Annotated in this window: 19 protein-coding genes; 5 read left to right on the top strand and 14 right to left on the bottom strand. The window is 67.3% G+C overall.

Annotated elements, in window-relative coordinates; translation table 11 throughout:
- Positions 1 to 6 precede the first annotated feature (6 nt).
- The 7 genes from G5C50_RS23510 to G5C50_RS23480 form a co-directional block, all read right to left on the bottom strand.
- On the bottom strand, positions 7 to 1692 hold the full coding sequence (locus tag G5C50_RS23510) for a hypothetical protein (protein WP_165073407.1): 1686 nt from the start codon (positions 1690 to 1692) through the stop codon (positions 7 to 9).
- 393 nt (positions 1693 to 2085) lie between these two features.
- The gene (locus G5C50_RS23505) at positions 2086 to 2502 is read right to left on the bottom strand and encodes a hypothetical protein (RefSeq protein ID WP_165073406.1); all 417 of its coding nucleotides are present in this window, start codon (positions 2500 to 2502) and stop codon (positions 2086 to 2088) included.
- A 27-nt stretch (positions 2503 to 2529) separates the two neighbouring features.
- Positions 2530 to 3333: an inositol monophosphatase family protein gene (locus G5C50_RS23500; RefSeq protein ID WP_165073405.1), complete on the bottom strand. Its 804-nt coding sequence runs from the start codon at positions 3331 to 3333 to the stop codon at positions 2530 to 2532.
- Positions 3334 to 3409: 76 nt separating this feature from the next.
- Positions 3410 to 4972, bottom strand: coding sequence for a hypothetical protein (locus G5C50_RS23495; RefSeq protein ID WP_240907329.1), 1563 nt, complete (start codon positions 4970 to 4972; stop codon positions 3410 to 3412).
- A gap of 96 nt (positions 4973 to 5068) precedes the next feature.
- On the bottom strand, positions 5069 to 6040 hold the full coding sequence (locus G5C50_RS23490) for a ComEC/Rec2 family competence protein (protein WP_240907328.1): 972 nt from the start codon (positions 6038 to 6040) through the stop codon (positions 5069 to 5071).
- A complete protein-coding gene (locus G5C50_RS23485) occupies positions 6037 to 6273 on the bottom strand; it encodes a DUF3006 domain-containing protein (RefSeq protein WP_165073404.1) in 237 nt (78 codons plus the stop codon). The genes G5C50_RS23490 and G5C50_RS23485 overlap by 4 nt, the downstream gene beginning before the upstream one ends.
- Positions 6274 to 6299: 26 nt before the next feature.
- Entirely contained in the window at positions 6300 to 7094 is a 795-nt protein-coding gene (locus G5C50_RS23480; protein WP_165073403.1) for a hypothetical protein, read from the bottom strand.
- Between the two features lie 286 nt (positions 7095 to 7380).
- Here G5C50_RS23480 and G5C50_RS23475 point away from each other — a divergent pair, with 286 nt between their 5' ends.
- A complete protein-coding gene (locus tag G5C50_RS23475; RefSeq protein WP_165073402.1) occupies positions 7381 to 8358 on the top strand; it encodes an alpha/beta hydrolase fold domain-containing protein in 978 nt (325 codons plus the stop codon).
- A 41-nt stretch (positions 8359 to 8399) separates the two neighbouring features.
- Here G5C50_RS23475 and G5C50_RS23470 read toward each other — a convergent pair whose 3' ends face one another.
- The 3 genes from G5C50_RS23470 to G5C50_RS23460 all read right to left on the bottom strand — a co-directional run bounded on the left by G5C50_RS23470 (position 8400) and on the right by G5C50_RS23460 (position 11515).
- Entirely contained in the window at positions 8400 to 8789 is a 390-nt protein-coding gene (locus G5C50_RS23470) for a PilZ domain-containing protein (protein WP_165073401.1), read from the bottom strand.
- Between the two features lie 154 nt (positions 8790 to 8943).
- Complete coding sequence (locus G5C50_RS23465) at positions 8944 to 10179, bottom strand: hypothetical protein (protein ID WP_165073400.1); 1236 nt, start codon at positions 10177 to 10179, stop codon at positions 8944 to 8946.
- A gap of 7 nt (positions 10180 to 10186) precedes the next feature.
- Positions 10187 to 11515 carry a hypothetical protein gene (locus G5C50_RS23460; RefSeq protein WP_206107827.1) on the bottom strand — a complete coding sequence of 443 codons (1329 nt, stop codon included), beginning with the start codon at positions 11513 to 11515 and terminating at the stop codon, positions 10187 to 10189.
- Positions 11516 to 11672: 157 nt separating this feature from the next.
- Between G5C50_RS23460 and G5C50_RS23455 the strand changes: the two genes are divergently transcribed.
- Complete coding sequence (locus tag G5C50_RS23455; RefSeq protein ID WP_165073399.1) at positions 11673 to 13028, top strand: hypothetical protein; 1356 nt, start codon at positions 11673 to 11675, stop codon at positions 13026 to 13028.
- Between the two features lie 129 nt (positions 13029 to 13157).
- Complete coding sequence (locus G5C50_RS23450) at positions 13158 to 14234, top strand: acyl-CoA dehydrogenase family protein (RefSeq protein ID WP_165073398.1); 1077 nt, start codon at positions 13158 to 13160, stop codon at positions 14232 to 14234.
- A 43-nt stretch (positions 14235 to 14277) separates the two neighbouring features.
- Here the strand turns inward: G5C50_RS23450 and G5C50_RS23445 are convergent, their stop codons facing one another.
- Complete coding sequence (locus G5C50_RS23445; RefSeq protein ID WP_165073397.1) at positions 14278 to 14478, bottom strand: hypothetical protein; 201 nt, start codon at positions 14476 to 14478, stop codon at positions 14278 to 14280.
- A 211-nt stretch (positions 14479 to 14689) separates the two neighbouring features.
- Positions 14690 to 16156, bottom strand: a complete 1467-nt coding sequence (locus tag G5C50_RS23440) for a hypothetical protein (protein ID WP_206107826.1) — start codon at positions 16154 to 16156, stop codon at positions 14690 to 14692.
- A gap of 209 nt (positions 16157 to 16365) precedes the next feature.
- On the opposite strand from G5C50_RS23440, the gene G5C50_RS23435 reads away from it, so the two are divergent.
- Together G5C50_RS23435 and G5C50_RS23430 are read left to right on the top strand one after the other, a co-directional pair.
- Positions 16366 to 17766 carry a Gfo/Idh/MocA family protein gene (locus G5C50_RS23435; RefSeq protein WP_165073396.1) on the top strand — a complete coding sequence of 467 codons (1401 nt, stop codon included), beginning with the start codon at positions 16366 to 16368 and terminating at the stop codon, positions 17764 to 17766.
- Between the two features lie 24 nt (positions 17767 to 17790).
- On the top strand, positions 17791 to 18267 hold the full coding sequence (locus G5C50_RS23430; RefSeq protein WP_165073395.1) for a hypothetical protein: 477 nt from the start codon (positions 17791 to 17793) through the stop codon (positions 18265 to 18267).
- A 39-nt stretch (positions 18268 to 18306) separates the two neighbouring features.
- Here G5C50_RS23430 and G5C50_RS23425 read toward each other — a convergent pair whose 3' ends face one another.
- Together G5C50_RS23425 and G5C50_RS23420 are read right to left on the bottom strand one after the other, a co-directional pair.
- Positions 18307 to 19626 carry a nickel pincer cofactor-dependent isomerase, group 22 gene (locus G5C50_RS23425; RefSeq protein ID WP_165073394.1) on the bottom strand — a complete coding sequence of 440 codons (1320 nt, stop codon included), beginning with the start codon at positions 19624 to 19626 and terminating at the stop codon, positions 18307 to 18309.
- 146 nt (positions 19627 to 19772) lie between these two features.
- Positions 19773 to 20552 carry a hypothetical protein gene (locus tag G5C50_RS23420; protein WP_165073393.1) on the bottom strand — a complete coding sequence of 260 codons (780 nt, stop codon included), beginning with the start codon at positions 20550 to 20552 and terminating at the stop codon, positions 19773 to 19775.
- Between the last annotated feature and the right edge of the window lie 1108 nt (positions 20553 to 21660).

Genomic DNA, 21660 nt, shown 5'->3' with positions numbered 1-21660 from the left:
GCTCGATCAGCGAACGTCTCGGCGACGCCAGATCGTCACGTCGCCGAGACGTTCGGCGGGCTCGAACCAGCGGGCCGTGACGGCGTCCAACTCAGGATAGCTGCGCCAGGCGACGACGACGTCGACTGCGTCATGGGCGCGGCTCAACTCCCCATCCCAGAGCGACACGCCCTCTTGCCGACGCGGTGGGACGGCCAGCGCAATCTCCTCCAACTGGATCGAGTCCGGTCGGACGAGGCCCGGCTTGAACTGGACGGGGAAGTAGTAGTGGCGCGTTTCGTAGTTGTTCCAGACCACGTTGCCGCCGACGACTCCCAGCCAGTCGGGGGCGTGCAGCACGGGATTAACCCGGAACCGCGTTCGAAGATCGCCGAGCAGCGCCGCGATGCGGACGCCGCGGCCGACCTGGGGGGCCGACTCCGTGATCGGGGCGACGGTTTTCTGGGCATGGACGGCATAGTCCCAGACGCTCACGGCCTGCATCGCCAGGGCGACGAAGATCGCGCCGCCGCCGAGCCGGCCGAGCAGCGACCGTGAGTACGGGCCGATCGTGGGGACGGCCGAGACCAGCGCAAGGAGCGTGATCCGCTGGGGCAGATAGTCGCCGTGGCCGGCCCCCATCGAGTCGGGACCGAAGATCCCGGCCGCGAGCAGAGCGGCTGACAGTCCCAGCCAAGCCCGGCGCTCGCCGACGTGCGTCCCGTCGCCGATGCGTGACCAGATCGCGGCCAGCATCAGCAGCACCGCCGCTCCCGTCAACCAGACCAGGGGGCTGAACGCGAGGAACGCCGCACCCGCGCGTTCGGTGAAGGGGAGAATGTTCTTGACCGCGAACGAGACGGGGTCGACCCACCCGATGCGTCCCATCCAGCCGGAGAGGGTCAGCAGATCCCCGGGCTTGGCGAACCTCGGCGCCATCGTTCCGCCGCGTTGGGCTAATCGGAGATAGACGAGCACGAGTACGGTCAGCGGAGCGAAGCAGACCGCCAGCCGACGGACGCGCATCCGCCAGAATACGGTGCGATCGGGCGCGGGGGCCGATACTGCCAGGAACCCCATCGCGAAGACGGTCAGCCCCGCGCTGACAAGATGACAGAAGTAGCCGATCGTCAGCAGTCCGGCGAGCGCCGCAATCCGCCCGGGCCGCAGTTCGTCGCGGTACGGCCACCAGACGCCCAGCGTGACGGCGAAGAGGCAGACGCCGAGCTGGAAGCTGGCGAACCCCATCAGCCAGGAGAAACTCAGGGCTGACAGGGCCGCGAGAGCGGTCGCGATCCTGGAGGGAGGCTCGGCATCCGAGACCGTCCGACGCCGGAGCCAGGCCACGGCCAGGGCCACGCCGATGAGCGTGAGGCTGGTCATGATGCGGTCGGCCGTTCGGGGGGGAACGATCGCCAGCAGGCCGATGAGCGTCAGGTGGCCTCCCCAGTTCGGGAGCGGATCCCAGCGGACCTCGTAGGAGTCGCCGAAGACGGGGCCGCCCCGGAGGGAGTCGACGAGGATCGTGGCGTTGTAGAGGTGGGCCAGGCCGTCCTGGGTGGTGAACCAGGGGACGGTCCAGATCGCCGCCAGCGTCGGCGCCAGCATCAGGAGGACCAACATCGACTCGCGCCGCCAGGCAGCCGCGAGGTGGTCGCCAGGGGCCGACGCGGTGGAGGGTTCAAGCTCCACGGAGTTGTGAAGGTGCGTCACGTTCGGGATCGGTCCGCTCTCTCGGAGAAGGAAGAGGCGCGAGGGCGGGCGATGAATGTTCCAAAAACGTCGGCCCGGGCCTCCCTCGCCCGATTTTCCCATAGCGTGGCCGCCCCGGGAAGTCGAGATCAAGAGGCCCGGTCGCAGGCTCCTGAAAAACCGGACTGACGATCGAGAGTGAAAATCCCGGCTGTTTCCCGCCGGCTGCGGTTCGTGGTCGTTCGCAGGTGCAATCGCTGCCGCCGCAACGCGGCAAGGTCCTAAAAGATCATGTCCAGCCTGTCCCCGAGGCGAGCCCCGAAGAAACCGACGGCAGGCCGCCCACGGTGGGGAAGCCGGCTGTTGGATGTAATATAACGTACAGATCGAGGGCCGTCGGAGAATCCGCGACGGTCAGCCTTCGGCCCCGCGCCGGAGCAGCGCAAGCTCCTTTTCGCGGCGGAGTTTGCGGGTGGTTTCGTCGTCGTCCCAGTCCATGTCTTCGCCTTCGAGGAAGGCGATCGCCGACGCCAGCACGTCGGCCGGGGTCGGCACGCCGAGTTCCACGTGGCGCACGACGATCCCCGCATAGCCCAGCCGATCCAGGTCGTCCCAGTGGGCGCGATTGGAGCCGGCCTCGAACTCAAAGAGGTCAAGGGCCGCGGCCAGCGTCTCGGCGTTCGCCAGCTTCTTCTGGACCTGTTCCAACGTCATCGGATTGCGGTCGTCCATGAGGTCGTCGTAGACGTCCCCGTGGACGCGCTCGAACCCGCGGTCGAGCGCTTCGTGCGCGTCGTCGTTCTCGTAGCTCTTAACGCCCCAGCTTCCCATCGTCGTCGTTCTCTCGCGGTGTTCGGTTCAGGAGAGCTTCGGCGCGGGGTAGGCCCGCGCGGTCTTCAGGAGGGCTTCCAGTCGCCGAGGCGGGGCGACGAACGTCGGCGTAGCAATCGGCGTCCGCGCGACGACGTCGGCCGGCGTGAGCTTCTCTCCATCAAGGGTCCCGTAAGCGCAGCCGGCCTCCGACGAGATCACCACGCCCGCGGCGACGTCGTGAGTCTGCTCGCCCAGGAAGACGCACGCCTGGAGCCTGCCGGCGGCGACGAAGATCTGCTCGCAGCAGGCGCTCCCCAGGTCGCGGAGCCGGCCAGGCATCGTGCGCGGGTCGACCTTGCGCATGGCGTTGGTCCCCAGGCAGACGTTGTCCTGCTCGTGGAAGGCGTCGGCGTCGCGGACGTGGAGTCGCTCGCCGTCGCGCCAGGCGCCGTGGCCTTGGACGGCCCAGTACAGCTCGTTCAGCGGCGGGACGATGATCACGCCGACCGCCGGGACGCCGTCGTCGATGAGGCCGATGCTGACGGCCCAGAGCGGCAGTCCGTGGACGAGGTTGCCCGTGCCGTCGATTGGGTCGATCGACCAGCGCCGGGGGCCCTCGGCGCCCTGGGGGGCGTATTCCTCGCCGGTGATCCGGTCGTCGGGGAAGGCCTCCGCGAGTCGACGGCGGATAAGCTGTTCAAGGTCGCGGTCGAGGTCGGTCACGTAGCTGAGGTTGGCCTTCTCGACGGGCGTCACGGAGTGGGAGCGTTTCAGGGCCAGTTCCGCGGCCTCGCGCGCCAGGTTCTTCGCCAATTCGAGTTCTTTCCCGTAATCCTTCGCGTCCGTCATCGCGTCTCCCGCCTGCTTCCGAAATCGCCTTGTCGCATCGGCTCTATTTTCGGGGAAGTCGGCGGGCGGCGGCAAGTCACAAATCCCAGACGCGGTCGCCGTCGAGGAAGCAGGAGACGACGCCGTCCTCGCTGATCTTGAGGACGGGCCCGAAGCGGCTGGCGACCATCGCGGCGGTCGTCCGGGCGCCTTCCGCCACGTCGCGCGAAGGGACGCGTGGGCCGGCGCCGGAGGCCGGAACGTCGTGGCGGAGAATCGCGCCGAAGGCGAGGAGCCGCCCCTCGCCGTCGACCGCCAGGGCGCCGTCGAGCGACGCGAGGGCCTCGACGACCGAAGGGTCCATCGTCAGGAGCGATCGACCGGCGGCCAGGTAGTGGATCGTCCGTTTGGAGAGAGGCTCGCCTCGGCGTCCGGCGCCCAGGATCGCGGTCCAATCGTCGTCGAGGTCGTGGAGCGAAGGCGAGGTCGAGACGACCGGCGCGGGGACTTCCTCGCTTTCGAAATCCAGGACGTCTTCCGGCGCGATCAGCCGACCGGTCACCAGATCGGGATCGGGGACGACGACGAGGAGGCCTCCCTGCCGTTCCTCGGACAGTTCCAGAGCCGTCTGGAAGAGGACTCTGGCCAGCCTCTCGTCGGCCACGGCGTCGCGCCAGAGGGCGAATTTGGAGGCGGGGTCGAGGACCCGCCAGCGGCCGTGGCCGAAGGCGAACGTCTGGGCGCCGCCGGCGAAGACCTTGATTTCCTGATGCGGGCTGAGGACCAGGCAGACGTGGCCCCACTCGCGCGTGGCTCTGGCGTGGGCCTCGTACATGCGGGCGCACGGGACGTCGAGGCCCGATTCCTCGCCCTTGTCGACTCGATGCCTCCTCACCCACTGACGCACGTCGACGACGTCCGAGAGCCGGCCGTCGCGATCGACGAGGAACAGAGTGCGGCGGCCGTCGCAGAGCCGGTGCAGACTCTTCAGGCTGGTCAGGTCCACGCCGAACCCCGGCGCGTCGACGGGTGCGGGGCGAGAACCTGGCTCCGGCTCGTCGCTCTCAGCGCCGAGGATCAGGACGCCGGTGGTGACGCGCCGGTTCTCGTAGGTGGCCAGGGCCATCGTGCGCAGGGTCAGGATCGCTTCGGCGACTCGACTGGGGGCGTCCGCCGAGGGACCGTAGGCGGAGGGTTCAAGCCGGGCGGCGATGTAATGATCCTCGGGCATGCCTCGCAGCAGTTGGAGGATCGACATCCGCGAGCGACGGAAGAGGATCTGGTAGTTCAGATCCAGCACGGCGCCCATCGCGCGGAGCATCTGAACGTCTTCGTCCCCCAGCCCCATCGGGCCTTCTGGGATGATCCGGTACCATGACCCGAAGAGTGAGACCGCCACGCCTCCCGAGCGGGCGTCGGAGGTTTCCTCGACCAGTCGGAAATCCATGCCGCCGCTGGGTCGCGAACGGACCGACGACTCGTCGAGGCCGATCGTCGGGGCCGTGACGGCCTCGATACGGCAGGCGGGATAGAACGACTCGACGTCGCGGAAGAAGACGCCGAGAAAGACGCGGACGAAGGCCCGCGGATCGCGGAGCGCGCCGAATCGGCGGTCGTCCGGTCTCGGCGCCGGTTGAGCGGGGTGCATCGAGAGTGACATCGCCGGCTCCCTCCGTCTGCGACGCCGGATCGCCCCGGCCCTTCCATGGGGCGGGTGGGGAATCCTACACGGACGACCCCAATCGGGGAAGGGCGATCATCGTCGACGCGAAGCCGAACGCGACGAGGACCGCCCGGAGTCGCCGGCGGCGACCGCCGATCCCTTGCGTTCCGCGTTGCGTCGGGCGAGCCCCGAGGAGACGAGATTCCACGTCTCGCCGTTGCTGACCATCGTGATCGTCCCCCACTGATCGGTCCGAACCAGGGGGATCCGGGTCCGCTTGAGGAGATCGAGGGTTTCGGCGTGGGGGTGCCCGTAGCTGTTTCCCGTTCCCACGCTGACCACGGCCAGCTCGGGGCGGACGATGTCCAGCCAGGCGACGTCGGTCCCGTTGTGGCTGCCGTGATGGGCCAGTTTCAGCACCGAACAGTCGCGGAGCAGGTCGGGGCAGTTGCTCTGCCACCATTTCCGCGATAGCGGTTCGCTGTCGCCGGTCATCAGCATCGAGAACCCACCGTGTTGTACGCGGAGGCCGATCGAGTTGTCGTTCTCGTCCTTGTCGTCGTAGGGGGCCTGCGGCAGGATCGTGATCGTCGTCGAGCCCAGCTCGATCCGGCGCGCCTTTTCCGTCGGCGCGACGGCCGTGATCCCCTCCGCCTTGACGGTCTCCAGCAGGCTGAGCCAGCTCTTCGTGGTGTGCGGCGAGTTGGTGGCCAGGAAGTATCGCGGGTGGAACTCTCGGATCACGGACTCCATCCCGCCGTGGTGATCCAGATGATGGTGAGTGACGACCACCAGGTCGATCGCCTCGACGCCCCGGGCGCGAAGGGCTTTCATGGCCCCTTCGCGAGTCGGGCCGGCGTCGACGAGGACGGCCTTCCCCTCGGGCGATCGGATCAGGATCGCGTCCCCCTGACCGACGTCGAGGACGTCGATAACGAGCCGCCCGGTTGAGGTCGCGCGGCCGCCGGGCCCTTCGGGACGAGCCGGCGCGGAGAACGTCGCGACGGCCGCGGCCATGGCGACGAACGCGAGGAACCGGCGGCGGAGGACGTGGAGGGCCGTCACAGCGTGATGTCCCCCCCCGGATCGGTCGCCTTGAGTTCGTCCTGGACTTTCTTCGTGTCGGCGGCGAGCTTCGCCGTCGCCGCGTCGTCGCGCTGGAGGGAGAGCGTCAGGACGTCTCCGGGCTTGGCCCCTTCCGGCAGCCAGGCGCGGGGGACGTCGATCGACGCGCCGTCCTCCGTGGCGAGGACGGCGAGGTCGCCTTCGAAACGATCGACCGAGAGCTGGACGGGCACGGCGAGACCTCCATCAGGTCAAAAAGTCAGCGAATGATGATGGGGCGCTCGGCCACGTCGGTAGGCTGGTCAGGGCCCCGGCGTGCGGGGGCGGAGTCTCGCGCGGGTTGGCTGGGGCGGGTCGCTGAATCGCCGGTGCGCCGGGAGGCGAGGACCACGCGGTTGCGCGAGGGGTCGGTCCCCGGCTTGGGACGGCCGTCGGCTTCGAGGGCGAATTCGCCGGCGGAGAGCGGGAAGACGTTCGCGTCCCGGCGGGCCATCCGGAATTCCTGGTTTGAGAAGAAGCCGGCTTTCCGGTCGTAGACCTCGACCATGAAGCGGTCGCCGCTTCGCCACTCGACCTCGAACGGCCGGTTCGTCCAGTGCGCCGAGAGTTCGTCGCGGCCGACGACGGCCAGGTTCTCGCCGAAGGTCTTGCTTTCCCAGACGAGCGACTCGATGCCGTCGGCGTCGATCTTGCGGACGCGGGCCTGGATGTCGACCGTCCGTCCGGGGGTGAAGGACTTGGGGTCGAGCTGGACGGTGTCGATCGTCACCTGATAGACGCCCGGTCGATTCTCCGAGGCTGAGAACGCGCCGGCGACGGCCGATTTCACGGCCGCCTTGATGTTCGGGAGCCCCTCGCCGGATCCGTCGCCTTCTTCTCCGGGCTTGCCCAGGAGCATCGTGACGATCGGCTGCAGTTGGGGATAATCCTTGCAGAGCCAGCCGCCGATCCCCGCCCCGCCGCCGGTCATGATCATGACCACGAAATAGATGATTCGGCGAAGCAGCGGTTTCTTCTCGGCCGTCGACCGATGAGTCTTCTTCGACTTGCTCACGAAAGGAGCCCCCGTCCCTGGTTGCTGAAATCCCGCGCGACTTCCTATCGCGACGGGGCGGCCGTCCGTTGTAATTTCGACAAACTTCCGCCTCCGGGCCGGCAAGAATTGCCGATGCGGCCGGAGCGCGATGCTGGAGGTGCGGGCGGACGCCGCTCTTTTAGCAGGCCCGACGAGACGGTCAAGGCGATTTGAACGCCCGAGCCGTTTGGAACGCGGCGTGCTCTAACGGGGAGCGTGCGGAGTCGGCCCGTCCCGGCCTGACGAACACCCTTGAGGCTGCTCCATGTTCCGGACCCTTCGACAATTCGCGCCCGGCGCGATTGCGCTTTCGCTGGCTCTGCTCCCCCTGGCCGGAGACGTCCTGGCGCGCCTGCGCGACCGGCTGGCCGCGGCGGCGGCCGTCTCGCGCAGGCCCGATCGAGGGAACCTCCGCTACGGCCCTTTTGATCGCAACGTGCTGGACCTCTGGCTCCCCTCGGGGCCCGCGGTCGGTCCTCCGGAATTGGCGCCCGTGGTGGTCTTCTTCCATGGCGGCGGCTTCATGGGGGGAGACAAGTCGAGCGTTCCGGCCTGGCTCATTCGGCGCTGTCGCGAACGGGGGATCGCGGTGGCCTCGGCGAACTACCGGCTTTCGAAGCAGGCTCCGTATCCCGCGCCGATGCTCGACGGGGCCCGTGCCGTTCAGTATCTGCGCGAGCACGCCGCGGAATTCGGGCTCGACGGCGACCGGATCGCCGGATGTGGAGATTCAGCCGGCGCGGGGATCGCGCTCTGGTTGGGGTTCCACACGGACCTTGCCAGGCCGGAGGCTCCCGATCCGCTCGGTCGCAGGTCGTCTCGGCTGTCCTGTCTGGCGGTGATCGGCGCGCAGACCTCGTACGACCCGCGGTTCATCCGGTCGCGAATCGGCGGCCGGGCGCACGAGCACGTGGCCATCCGGCCGTTCTTCGGCTTGCCTGAAGACGCAAAGCTCGATGACCCGTCGATGGCGGCGAAGTACGAGGACGCCTCGCCGCTGACGCACGTCGCGCCGGGCGCGCCGCCGGTCGTCATGGCGTACTCCGAACCGAGGAAGCCGATCCCCCCGGACGCCGCTCGCGGATGGGGGATCCATCACCCTGAGTTCGGCGTCGCGCTCAAGGAACGACTCGACCCGCTGGGGGTCGAGTGCATCCTGCTTCACAACGACGACTACGGCGACCCCGAAGACGCGGTGCCTGGCGAGCTCGTCGCCTTTTTGGCCCGTCATCTGGGGCGATGACGGCGCGTCCTCGGAGTCGCAGGCGGGCTAAGCGAGGAAGGTCACTCGCTCGTCGCGGTCTGATTCAACAGCCGCTCCAGGGCCGACTGAGGGCAGGGGTGTGAGAACCGCATGTGCAGGAAGGTCCAGCCCTCGATCGAGCTTTCGCGGGACCCGACCGCCCAGCCCTCGACGACCGAACCGCCGGCTCCGGTGAGGACCAGCCGGAGGATTGAGTCCTCCGGCGGGACCTTCTTCACTAGCAGGCCGGCTCCGCCCCGGCTCAGGTTGACGATGTGGGCTTCGACCGCCTCGTCGTCCAGCCGCGACGACCAGCAGAGCCAGCCGCCTGGAGAACGCACCTCTCGTCGCGGAGCGCATCGACGGTCGAAAACGCGGGTGTTGAGCTGGGGGGCGTCCCCCCGGAAGTGCTGTCGCGAAGGTCTAAACATCGGCGGCTCGTCCGGTTCGTGCGACTCTTCCCATTTTGGGTCGCCGGGTCCCAGTCCCGGTCTCTATTGAAAGCCTAGGTCAGGCTTTCGAAAGAAAGGGCGGGGAAGACGAGGGGAAGTCGACAACAGGCGCAATCGGGGCGAGCCGTTCCTTTCAGGTCCTGGCGAACAGCGACTCGCGAGGGGGCTCGTAGCGAAGGGCCAGTTGGGGTGTTTCGATGGGCCCCAGGTTGTTCATTCGAGCGTCCAGGCAGGCGTCCAGCACGCCGCAGACCAGCAGAGTGCGTTCAACGGGATAGGGAGCGCGGCCCGATTCGATCATCGTCACGACGTGGTTCATCAACTGCGCCGAGTACGCGACGTTCGGGTCTGGCGGCAACAGAAACTGCATCGAGAGGGGCTCGGGACGGCCCTGAACCTTCACGGCGAGGTTGTAATCTCGCAACACGCCGTTGAGCATAAGCAACGTCGCCTTCGTGCCGTCGCGATACTCGATGAAGTACGCGGCCGGTTTCTCGGCGATCCGGGCGATCTCGTCCCCTTCGGCGAGCGCCTGCGGTCGACCGTCCTGGACCGAGAGCCCCTGAAGCGAGTCCGATCGCGAGAGCGCCGCGCCGAGCAACTCGCGCGACCACTTGCCGGCGTCGCGAGCCCGCCAGACGGCGTCCCCCTGGATCATGTCGACCCGTCGCACGCCGGTTTCGCCCCCCTTGCGGCGTTCCAGGACGCTTTGCATGGCCTCCAGCGCGTGGAAGTCCATCGCGTCCGAACCGCCGACGCCCACCATCAGGGCGTCCTCGACCACCGCGCCGAACGGAAGGTCCACCGACGGAAGCCGCCAGGTCACCGGCAACGACGAGCCCGCGAGAAACGGGAACTTCAGCCGCTTCGAGGCGTCGACCATCGCCTTCGCCTTGGTGAAGCTGTACGAGAGGTGCTTGTCATTGAAGACCGGCACGGAACGGCCGTCGGCCTCGAACACGGAGGCGACAACCTCGAAGAATTCGTATCGGGGATAGAGGATCTGCCCCTTGGCGTTGTGGGGATAATCGCCATGCTCGCCGATGATGAGCACGGCGTCGACGGCCAGTTTGTCCCCCCCGCAGCGGAGGGCCTGGGCGATCTTGGGATAGACCGTGAAGCCGTGAGCGGCCGCGCGCTCTCCCGACAGATCGCCGGCCGTGCGCTGGTCGACGTAGACCGAGACCACGTCGATCGCCGGTCGTTTCCAGGCGCCGTCCAGGGGATAGCCGACGAGGAAGCGGTCGCCCATGTGTTGCGCGTGGGTCAGGTACTTCCAGACGGTCGTGATGATCGCAAGTCGCTTGCGGCCGGGGGCAGGCGAGGGGGAGGGCTGGGCGGCCTCGTCGGTCGTCTTGGGGTTCCGCATCGGGGCGTCAGCTCCTCATGTACTGGGATTCGCGAGGCACGCGGTAGGAGATTGCCGCCAGGTCGGGGGTGTCGATCTGGCGTCGCTTTTCGGCCATCAACTCGACCGCCGTGCAGATCACGCCCGACGTCAGCAGCGTTCGTTCCACGGGGTACGGCGCCTTGCCGGTGAGGAACATCGCCTCGATGTGGTTGGCCAGCGGGCTGAAGAAGTTGGGGAGGGTCTGGTTGGGCGAGATCCCGCAAAGGTAGAGCTGCGTCGACCGGATCGCGGGATCGCCTGCCAGCTTGAGCGCGACGGTGAAATCCTGCACCAGGCCCGACATCATGAACAGGCTGCCGACGAGGCCGTCGTTGTAGTGCAGGCGGTAGAGGATCGGGTCGGGGACGACCTTCGCGGCCTGTTCGAGCGTCGGGAAGGCGTTGCCGTAGGTGGGCAGGGGGGAGGTCAGGCGGAAGCTCCGGCAGAGGCAGGCGTCGAACAGCGATCGGAGTTGGGCCGAGCCGCCGGAGGCCGGGTCGATCGCCTTCCAGACGTCTGCGCCTCGGAGGATTTCGACGGCCTTGACCCCCGTCTCACCGCCGCGACGGCGCTCGGTGAAGCACTGGAGCGACTCCAGGCCGTGGAAGTCATAGCTGTCCACACCGCCGTAGCCGACGCAGACGGCTTCCTCGATGACGGCGTCGGGGGGCGTCTCATACTCGGGGATCCGCCAGGTTACGGGGAGCGACGAGCCCGCGAGGAACGGGAAGTTCAACTCGCGAGAGGCGGCGACCATCGCCTTGGCCCATTCCCAGTTCCAGGAGAGGTGCTTGTCGTTGAACACGGGAACCGTCCGGCCCGTCTTGCGGAAGACGTCGACGACCTGGCTGAAGAACTCGTATCTCGGGTAGTGGACGCGTCCCAGGTCGTCGCGGGCGTACTTGCCGTGTTCGCCGATCAGGACCACGCCGTCGACGTCGAGGGTGTTTCCGCCCCGGGTGAGGGCTTCCGCGATTGTCGGGTAGAGCTTCAATCCCGGATGGCGAGCCAGCCGCTCGTCGGTCAGGTCGTTGTCGGGCCGCTGATCGACGTAGAGGGAGACGATGTCGAGCGCCGGCCGATGGTGCGAGCCCTGCCAGCCGTAGCCGTCGAGGAAGCGGTCGATGATCCCCTGGCCGTGGGAGGTCTTCCAGTAGCAGGTGACGACGGCGGCGATTCGGGGGCGTTTGGGCGGGCTTGGGGAGTTGGGCGGCTCCTCGGCGTGGAGGTGCGGAGCGGCGATCGCGCCGGCGGCCATCGCGCCGATCGCGGCGCGTCGGGTGAACGTCGCGGGGGCGGGCTCGAACGGGTCCATGAGCTGTCCTCGAGGCGTTGAAGATTGTTCAACGCCTGTATAACCGGCGGTCGAGGGCGAGTCCAGGGGCGGCCCGATCGACGTTGCCCGGATTGCCGGCTTGCGGGTATGGTGCGGGCGATTATGGCCGGAGATCAGGACCAGGGAGGGCCCGCCGGTGGCGACCGACGACGTGTTCAGGATCGGCGATGAGCCCGCTGCGGCCGCTCCGCGCCGGCGGAAACGCCTGGGAATGGGCAAGAGACTGGCGTTCGGGGCGATTCTGCTGCTGCTGACCTGGCTGGCCTGCGAGGTCCTCGCCGGGCTGATGTATTCCGCGGCCACTCGCCAGCCCTTCTCGTGGGCTGGGATGCAGGAGGAACGCCGCGAGCGCGCCAACCGCCCTGAGAGCGTCGGCACGTCGATCGTCTCCGACGTCCATCCGTATGTCGGCTACGTCCAGAACCCCAGCGTCCCGAGCGGGTTCGTGCGGGCGTCCGACGGGCGGCAGGCGTCGGCCTCCGCTTATGGATATCTCGACGATAAGGAGCCCATCCAGAAGCGCGAGCCGGGCAAGGTGATCGTCGGCGTGACGGGAGGCTCCGTCGCCTGCTACTTCGGCCTCAACGGGACGAAGCGGCTGGAGGAGGCTCTGAAGGAGTCGCCCGAGTACGCGGACAAGACGTTCGTCTTTGTGAACCTCGCCCTGGGCGGTTACAAGGAGCCGCAGCAGTTGGCGACGCTCGCCTACCTGATGGCGCTGGGGGCCGAGTTCGACCTCGTGGTCAACATCGACGGTTTCAATGAGGTCGCCCTCTACGAGTTGGAAAACGAGCCGCATCAGGTCTTCCCCGCCTTCCCCCGGAGCTGGTATGCCCGCGTTGGCGGCGACGATCCGTTCCTGGGCGTCATCAGGACCAAGCTCAACGAGATCGAGGAGAGCCGCAACGCCCTGGCTCGCTGGGTGTCTCGACCCCCCTGGCGGTGGTCGATCCTCTGCAACGTTTTCTGGAAGCTCCGCGACCGCCGCCTGGACTGGGAGCGCTACCAGATCGTCATGCGGCATCAGGATCTCCAGGACAAGCCCGGCCCGTACGTCGCGACCGGCCCTCTGCGCAAGTTCGACGATCGCGGCGAGTTGTACGAGTATCTGGCCTCGATCTGGTCGAACGCCTCCCTGTCGATCGACGCCCTCTGCCGTCGCAACGGGGCCCGCTACTTCCACTTCCTCCAGCCCAACCAGTACGTCGCCGATTCCAAGCCGATGGACGCCGCCGAGAAGCGGCTGTCGTACAAGGAAGAGCACCCCTACCGCCGGGGCGTCGAAAAGGGCTATCCGCTGCTGGTCCGGAACGGCAAGGCTCTAGGCGACCGGGGCGTCGCCTTCACCGACCTCACCGGCCTCTTCCGCGACCACCCCGAATCGCTCTACGTCGACGATTGCTGCCACTTCAATCAGCAGGGGATTGAGATCATGGCTGGGGCCATCGCCCGCGCGATCATCGAGCGGCCGGCGAGCGAGCCTCGTCCTTGAGCGATTCGGAAGGCGCTGCACTCGGGCTTGCAACGAATCGAACTTCGCAGGCTAGAGGATCGTTGAGGCTGTTGGTGCTACAATCCCCGCGGACACGCTTCCTGTACGACCCGCGTCCGGGGACAGGTCATGCCGAACGACCCGATCGTCGAGCAAGCGCAGACCATAGCCGATGAGTATCTCTTGCCCCGCGCCGCCCAGGCCGACCTGGCGACGACGCCGCCCGTTGAGCAGATCCGCACTCTCGCGGGAGCCGGCCTGCTTGGCTTGACGACGCCTGCGGAGTTCGGCGGCAAGGGCGCGCCGCCGAGCGTCGTCCGCGATTGCCTCGCCGCCGTGGCCTCCGGATGCGGCGTAACGGCATTCGTCTACTTTCAGCATATCGTGGGCTGCCGGCATCTGGGCGGCTGCTCCAACGGAGACCTGAAAGAGCGGCTTTTGCCGGACTTCGCGGCCGGCAGGCGGTTCTGCTCGCTGGCCTTCTCGCACCTTCGACGTCCAGGGCCGCCGCCGCTTCGCGTCCGATCGGACGGTGAGGCGTGGGTCTTCGACGGTGCAGCGCCATGGATGACCGGCTGGGGCCTGGCCGACGAGGTCCTGCTGGCCGGCGTGCTGCCTGATGGACATTCGGCCTGGGTGGTCGCTCCGTTGGTCGAAAGCGAGAGCCTCCGCGCGAGTCCTCCTGCGCGGTTCTGTGCGATGAACGCCTCGGCCACCGTCGCCCTGGAGTGTCGGGGTTTGCGAGTCGAGCCCGAGCGCCACGTGAAGACGATGACCCCGATCGAACTGGCGGCGGATACCGATCGAGCGAACATCTTCTTCACGGCTTTGTCCCTCGGAGTCGCCCGCGCCGCCGTCAGACTGCTACGGTCGGACGGCCGCGACGAACGCCTGGCGAATGCGGCGAACGTCTTCGAACAAGAGGTCGACTCGATGCGGACGGCGGTCAACCGCTGGGACGATCCAGAGACCCCGGCAGACCAGCGCGGCGATGCCACCAAGCTGAGGGCCGGTTGCATCGACCTCGGCGTGCGAGCCTCCTACGGGTCGGTGGCCGCCAGCGGCGGTGCCGCCAATGGCATCGAGCACCCGGCTCAGCGCCTCTTCCGCGAAGCGATGGTTTATGCGCTCGTCGCTCAGACCCGAGATTTGCGACTGGCGACGCTCGATCGCCTGGTCCAGGAGGCGGAGCCGGCTTCGCCGTGACGGACCGACCCGTCGGCCGCCGTTGAGGGCGAGGACGGGCGCGTCACCAGACGTGAGGGCCGCGACGCGCGAGGTCGGCGAAGATCCAGAGCGACGGAGCAGCCAGGACGACGGACACCCAACTCGCCCAGCCCCCGCGAGCGAAGGCGACCGCGCAGCACAGGTCCGCGGCGATGATGCCGACGAGGGCGATCGCGAGGGCGCCTCGGTAGTCGCCGCTCACGAGCGTGACGTTCGCGCTCATCAGCGCAACCGTCATGCACATCGACGCGATGAACAATAACCGAACAGTCGAGATACGAATCGGCTCTCCCACCGCCTCGCAAGGATCCACTCCTGTCATCGGAAGCCCCTCGGGTGTGCGGTCCCACCTCTTCGAGCCTTGTTCGAGATTCAGGTCGACTCTGTCGCCCGCACAAGCCTCGGGTTTGGGCGGGCGACCTGTGGTCGCCGCCTCAGTTGTACATGAAATGGGCCGTCGCCGTGCAGTCGCGGTCGACCGTCACGCGCACCCAGTGCGCGGAGAAGGCGTCTGGGAATGAGAGAGGGAAGTATCCCTTTGGTCCGACGATCACCGTCTGGTAGGTCTTCCACGAACCGTCGCCGAGGAAGTCGACCTCGATTTTGAAGCTTACGGGCTGGTCGGATTCGTGGGAGAGGTGGACGACCTTCTTGTCGAAGCCCGTCATCAGGAACGGGTCGGAGACCTCGCCGGCCTTGACGGCATCGTTCCACCAGGGACCTCCCCAGCCGGTGGGCTTGCCCATCTTCCAGAGGTCGTCGATGCTGCCGAATTTGAGGCCCGACTGCGGCTGGCCGACGGCGTTGTCCCCCTGATCGCTCCCCATGACGAAGAAACCCCGCCAGTGGACGAAGTCGGGGATCACCCGCAGGTGCGATGCGATCGGCCGGACGCCCCAGATCTTGCCGTCGTAATTGAAGAGCGGCATCTCGTAGAAGAGGCCGAAGGCGTCCATGAGGTAGCGCTCGGTGGAAGCCTCGCGGATGCGCATCCACTCGGTGCACCACTGGTGTTCGAACGTCTGGCTCCCCTTGGGGAGGCGGTAACGCGTCCACTTGCCGTCGTCGAGCACGCGCAGGATGACCGACCGCTTGTCCCAGCCGACCGCGTAGAGCGCCTGCCCTGAGTGGCCGGAGACCTCCACGAACGGGTTGTTCTCCAGGACCGTCCACGTCTTGCCGTCCCATTCGGCGAGCCGGCCGGCCTTACGGGTCTCCAGGAACTCCTTCTCATCGTATGAGTTGTTGGCGACGACCAGCCGGCCCTGCGACGTGTACGCCCCCTTGAAGTGCTTGTAGCCGTCGATCTTCAGCTCCTTGATCAGATCATACAGGAGCTTGGATTCGAGGCTGTGGACGTCGGTCTCGAAGAGAAGGCCTTCCATGGTCATGAAGTAGACCTTGTTCTTCGGGTCGGTCAGGTGCCGCGCGGTCGCGGTGAGCCGATGCTTGGACAGTTCCTTGCTGGTGCGGACGTTCCCCGTTTCGTCGATGAAGTGGGGGCCGATGATCGCCTGGTTCGATTCCCAGTGGATCATGCGGTTGGCGAACGTCCCGGTGACCGACTCGGGGTGCATCCGGAACGCCATGTCCTCGCGGATCTCGTACAGGCCCAGGCCCGACCCCGAGATGTGGGCGACGTAGCCGACGGCCCAGAGCCGATCCCCCCAGGCGATGAGCCCGCCGATGCCGGTCTCGGACTTGCTCCCCGTCCCCGGGGTCATGATCGCCATGTGAGGGAAGACGCCTTCGACCTGGAGGTCGGATTTCTTCCAGGAGAACCGCGCGTCGTCGGCCGGCGCCACGGTCGCAGCCGGGGCTTCCGCCTGCGCGATCGCTCGCGGACTGGCGATTGATAGGATCAGGAGGAAGGACGCTGTGAGATTGGCAGTCGCTTTCATGGAGAGTCTCCCGCTGACGGGGCAGGCCTCGCACGATCCGAGGTCGAGTCCGCGGGCCATGGTAACAGGCCCTCAGACGCGACTGAACAGACCGGCAGACGGCGTCGAGGAGGAGTCGCCCACGACGGCCAAGAAGGTTATGCTGGAGAACGAATGCAGTCGGGGACGAGACCGATTGCGACTACCCATTCAGTCAACGGAGCCTGAAGATGCGACGTCGCGACCTGAATTCGCGCCGAGGATTCCTGAAGACGGCCGCTGCGGCCTCGACCGCCGCCACCATCCTGCCCCTGAACCCCGAGATCGGGGCCGCCGCCGAGGCGCTCGCCGCGGCCGCGCCGGGGCCGAACGACAAGGTGCGGATCGCGACGATCGGCATGGGGATCATCGGCTTCATCGACACCGACTGCGCCCTGAAGGTCCCGGGCGTCGAGCTGGTCGCCGCCGCCGACCTCTACGAGGGGCGTCGCGTCCGGGCGAAGGAGAAGTACGGCGATCAGGTCTCGACGCACGTCGACTACCGCGAGATCCTCGACCGCAAGGACGTGGACGCGGTCTTGCTGTGCGTCCCCGACCACTGGCACGCGGCCATGTCGATCGAGGCGATGAAGGCGGGCAAGCCCGTCTACTGCGAGAAGCCGATGGTTCAGACCCTGGCCGAGGGCCCGGGCGTCATCGCCGTCCAGCAGGAGCGGAAGGCCGTCTTCCAGGTCGGCAGCCAGTTCGCCAGCTCGATCGTCATCGACAAGCTCCGCGAGATGATCTCCGCCGGGGCGATCGGCAAGGTGAACGTGGTCGAGGCCCGGTACAACCGGAACTCCTCGCTGGGCGCCTGGCAGTACACCCTGCCGCTGGACGCCTCGCCCGAGACCGTCGACTGGGACCGCTTCCTCGGCAAGGCCCCCAAGCGGCCGTATGACGCGACCCGCTTCTTCCGCTGGCGGAACTACCAGGACTACGGTACGGCCGTCGCCGGCGACCTGTTCGTCCACCTGCTGACCGCCATCCACCACGCGACCGGATCGACGGGGCCGAACAAGGTCGCCGCGATGGGCGGGCTCCGCTACTGGGACGACGGCCGCGACGTCTACGACGTCATCCTCAGCCTGCTCGACTACCCGGCCACGCAGGCCCACCCGGCCTTCACGGTCTCGCTCCAGTGCGACTTCGAAGACGGCGGCGGCGACGCGACCTCGTTCCGGTTCGTCGGCGACGAGGGCGTCATCTCCACCGACCTGGCCTCGCTCAAGCTCGAGCGCAAGGGCATCTCCTGGCCGACCGCCGATCAGGAGGTCAAGGGCTACAACTCCGTCCAGACCTTCTCGCAGGCCCAGCGCGACGCCATCGCCGAGAAGCTGGCTCGCGAGCCTCGCAAGGGCCCCAAGTCCTCGGCCTACACCGGCGCCGAGACCTTCAAGCCCCCCGCGGGCTACGACCCTCGCTTCGACCACTTCGTCAAGTTCTTCTCGTCCGTCCGCAAGGGCGACCCGGTCTACGAGGACGCCGTCTTCGGCTTCCGCGCCGCCGCCCCGGCCCTCCTGTGCAACACCAGCTTGTATGAGAGCCGGTTGATCGGCTGGGATCCGGTCAAGATGCAGGCGACGAGCTGACGAGTCACCGATCAGGAGCGGCCCATGGGTGATCGACGAAGGTGGGGCGAACTCGCTTGGACCCTCGTCGTACTCGTGGGCCGCGGCCTGGTCGGGGCCTTCGCTGGACTGTTCTTTGGCGGCATCGCCTTGCTCATCGCCTTCGCGATACTCAGGCTCGACCGAGATTCGCGAGTGGGGCTCAAGCGGTTTCATATGGCCCTCGGAGCGGTGATCGCCGCGTTCGCGCTTATGGCGATGGTCTGGGGAGGAGTGGAGATCCGAGGGCGAAAGGCCACGACGATCAAGGGAATGCTGGTGGGAACGGTCGTCGGCGTGGCCCTCGGTTTTCTGCTTGGATTGCTCGCGGGGGGGAACCATGGCGGCCCGAAGGCAGGGATTTTCGTCGGCCTTTTCGTGATTGCACCGGTGGGGACTATCCTCGGAGGGCTCGCTGCCTATGAGGGCCACGTCTCGCCGAGGAAGAGGATCGCCGATGACTCATCGGCCGATTTCCGCTGACCTCGCCAAGATGCCTACGACGTCGTCCTGTCATAGACATCACTCGGGGGCCTCAGCCGTCAATTCCGACCGCAGGTTCTTGCGGGCGCGGTGGCCTTCGGGAAACAAGCGGTTCTGGTCCAGCCGATTCCCCACTTTGAACGGAATCGGCCGGAAGTCGGTCTCGAAGGAAAGCTCGGGGTGGGCCTCGACCTCCTCAGCGAGCGGTTGGGTGACCCAGAGCGTCGTCAGCTCCAGCGTGTTGGGGATCAGGGCCATGCGCGCCTCGGCCGGGTCGATCCGCCAGCAGGTGTCGAGGCAGGCGGCGATGACCGCGCGGTCGTCGGGGAGGGCGAGCGGGACGCGGGCTCTCGCCAGGAAGTTGCTGGTGAAACTGTTGACCTGGACCGGCGTCGGGTCGATGGCGCGGACGAATCGCTCGGTCGTCAGGTCGGCGAAGCCCACGCCGAGGGCGTTGCCGCACGACTCCTCGGAGACGTCCAGCACGGCCAGTCGCGTGATCACCGGCGAGGGATGATCGCGGGTCGTCTCCACGCGGAGGCGGCCGATGACGTTCGGGTCCATGCCGGTGCCGCTGAAGTTCTTGCCCAACTCGCCGACGATCAGAACGTCCAACTCCCGGAACGGCAGCCCCGGCATCAGGGCTCGCGCCTCCGCGAGCAGCGTGGGCTCGACGTCCAGGATCTCGTCGGGCTCGACGGCGACCACCCGCGCGACGTGATCGGCGGCGTTCTCCAGGATCGCCAACCCCAGCGCGACGGGCGTTCGCGTCAGCAGGAACTCGCCGACTTCCGGGAGCATTTTGACGAGCCCCGGCAGGCCCAGCTTGTGGACCTGCGCCGCCCCCTCGCGCTTGCCCAGGCCGATTGCCAGCATCTTGAGCAGCCCGCTCTCGTATCGGCCCGAGAACGAGGTGTGCGGCTTGATCCGATTGAGCAGGACGATCCCGTCGGCCTCGAAGGCGTTGCGGTCGAAGTGGATCGGGAGGCCGAAGGCGTTGGTCCCCAGGACGACGGTGTCCATCTCGCAGCGGACGGGACAGCCGGCCGTTTGTTCGGTGACGCCCAACTCCGCGAGGAGGGCTCGCTGGCCGTCGGCCGTTCCTCCGCCGTGGCTTCCCATCGCGGCGACGACGAAGGGACGAAAGCCCAGCGAGCGGACGGCGTCAACGGTCGTCCGGACGATCTCCGGAAGGTTGGCGATTCCCCGACTGCCGACCGTGATCGCGATCGACCCGCCGGCCGGCGCACGGTCGACGAGCCGACTGCTCAGGACGGCGCGGGAGACCTCAGCGGCGACGTCCGCCACCTCGGGCTGGTCGAAGGTTCGTCGGACTCGGGCGATCGGCGGGAAGTTCATGGAAGGCGGACCTTGAGGGACGAGGCCCGTCCTCGGGCCCCTCATAGGTCATTGTACGCGCGCCGTCGACGGCTTTCGAAACGACGAGGCCCTCGGCGACGACGTCGTCGCCGAGGGGCCTTGAGTTTCAGCCGATTCCGCGAGCCTCAGGCGGCGCGGCGGGAACGGCGGTGGTGCATGACGCCGGCGGCGACGATCATGCCGGCCCAGGACAGGACGGTCGCCGGCTCGGGGACCGGGACTTCCTGGATGTCGCCGCCGTCGGCCGAGTAGGCCGAGGGGTAGGCGATCTGGGGGTTGGCGTTCTGGAGGCTGACCGGCTTGTTGGTCCAGGGCTCCGTCGTCAGCACGACGATCGTGCCGGTGGTGGAGCCGGCGTCGACCGGGCCGGTGTTCTTGCTGGCGTCCAGGTACTGGAACGTCAGGGCGCCGGTCTTGTCGCCGGGCATCCAGGCGACCGACGACGGCGTCGCGATGATTCCGCCCGAGGCGGCCGAAGGCAGATTCAGGCTGCCGACCGTGCCGTCCTTGACGACGTACACGGCGCTGCCGGCACCGCCCGTGCCGAGCAGGTCGGCCCGAACCGGCGTGGCGTTGAACTGGAGCGAGGCGCTGTTGACCGAGGTCGCCTGGCCCGCGGAGTCCGACACGTCATTGACGCCGAACTGGTAGGCGTAGGCGTACAGGCCGGCGTAGGCGCCGGTCCCCTCGAACACCTGCGACTGAACCACGCCGGTGACCGGCGTGTTCATGAACTGGTAGTTCGACGTGATCGCCGGAGCGTCGTCGATCGGCTTGAACAGGCTGCTGAACGTCGCGGCCGAGAGCTCAGGGGCGTCGAGCTGCTGCACGATCGGGGCGGCCGAGGCGGCCGAGGCCAGCGCGAGGCTGACCCCCAAAGCGAGAGCGTACGAGATCTTGTTCATTCGAGTCGATCTTCCAGGGTTGATCCGGGCCGCTCGTCGCATCACGAGAGGCCCCGTGCGAGTCGATCCATAACTCGCCGTCCGAGGAACGTCCCCGGGCGGTACCCGCGCGCCACCGTGGGGTCGATACGGGTCGGGGGGAATCGTGTCGGTGAGCCGTGTCGCGATTCCCTCGGTGTCTATCAGATGGCTGACCGCAGTCCCGCCGACGTTGTTGGATGTCGTCGGTTGGAGACGGTCGCGGAACCTACCAGGAAGCTCCCATAGGGTCAACACGACTTTAGGCGTTCTCCTAACCCCAATTTCCTCGACCCTCCGCGAAGCCCGCCCCGTCTCCACGGTCGGACCCCCCCGTTTCACGACAACCCCTCGGGGCGGCTCCGTTTGGCTTCGAACGTCTCCCTTTCGATGGCCATTCAGGTGACGCAACTGGTTTTTGTGTAATGGCGTATGGGTTATATTTGGTCCTTTGGAATGGCTTCGTTCGACCGTTTTCGCACGCCCTGAGCCGTCGCCTCTCTGCTTGGAACGCCGCCCACATCCCGCCGTAGAAGGGCCATCGGCGGCCACGCCCCTACGACGACCGCACCCCATCTGAACCAATGGCTCCGTTTGGGTTCGTCCGCATGGTGCGCTACTGCTGGTTGTGATGCGCAAGTCGTTTATGAGTCGATAATTGTGTCGCTGAGAAGGCGTGCGCCATTGGCTTCGATCGACCATTTTCCGCCTCCTCTCCCCACGTAACGTCGACTCGTCTGATTCGCATCTCAGCCTGCCGCCGACTGCGGACGACCTCGAAGCCTCTACTTAATAGAATGGCAATGGAACGCCATTTATGGGCGAAAAACCACCTGCAGCAATCAGGACGATTTCCCGGGCGGAAGACGCCTCGACGCGTCTCAGGCCGATCCACGGCGGCCCCGACGGGAGAATCAGGCCTGAGCGACAAATGCTGCTGGAGAGGCCTGTTGAAAAGATCGCGCAGCCCTCGCGAGTCGTCGCGGGGGCTTGGGGCGAGGTCGGCCCAGGCGCGAGGGGGGACGCGGGCGCTGGATGGCTTCGAGGGCGTCGAGCCAGCGGGTCGGGTCGAGTTTCAGGCGTTGGAAGA

The organism is Paludisphaera rhizosphaerae (assembly GCF_011065895.1).
In the GTDB taxonomy this organism is placed as follows: domain Bacteria; phylum Planctomycetota; class Planctomycetia; order Isosphaerales; family Isosphaeraceae; genus Paludisphaera; species Paludisphaera rhizosphaerae.
The sequence above is the reverse complement of the archived record's forward strand: the minus strand, read 5'-3'. Positions and strand labels throughout refer to the sequence as shown.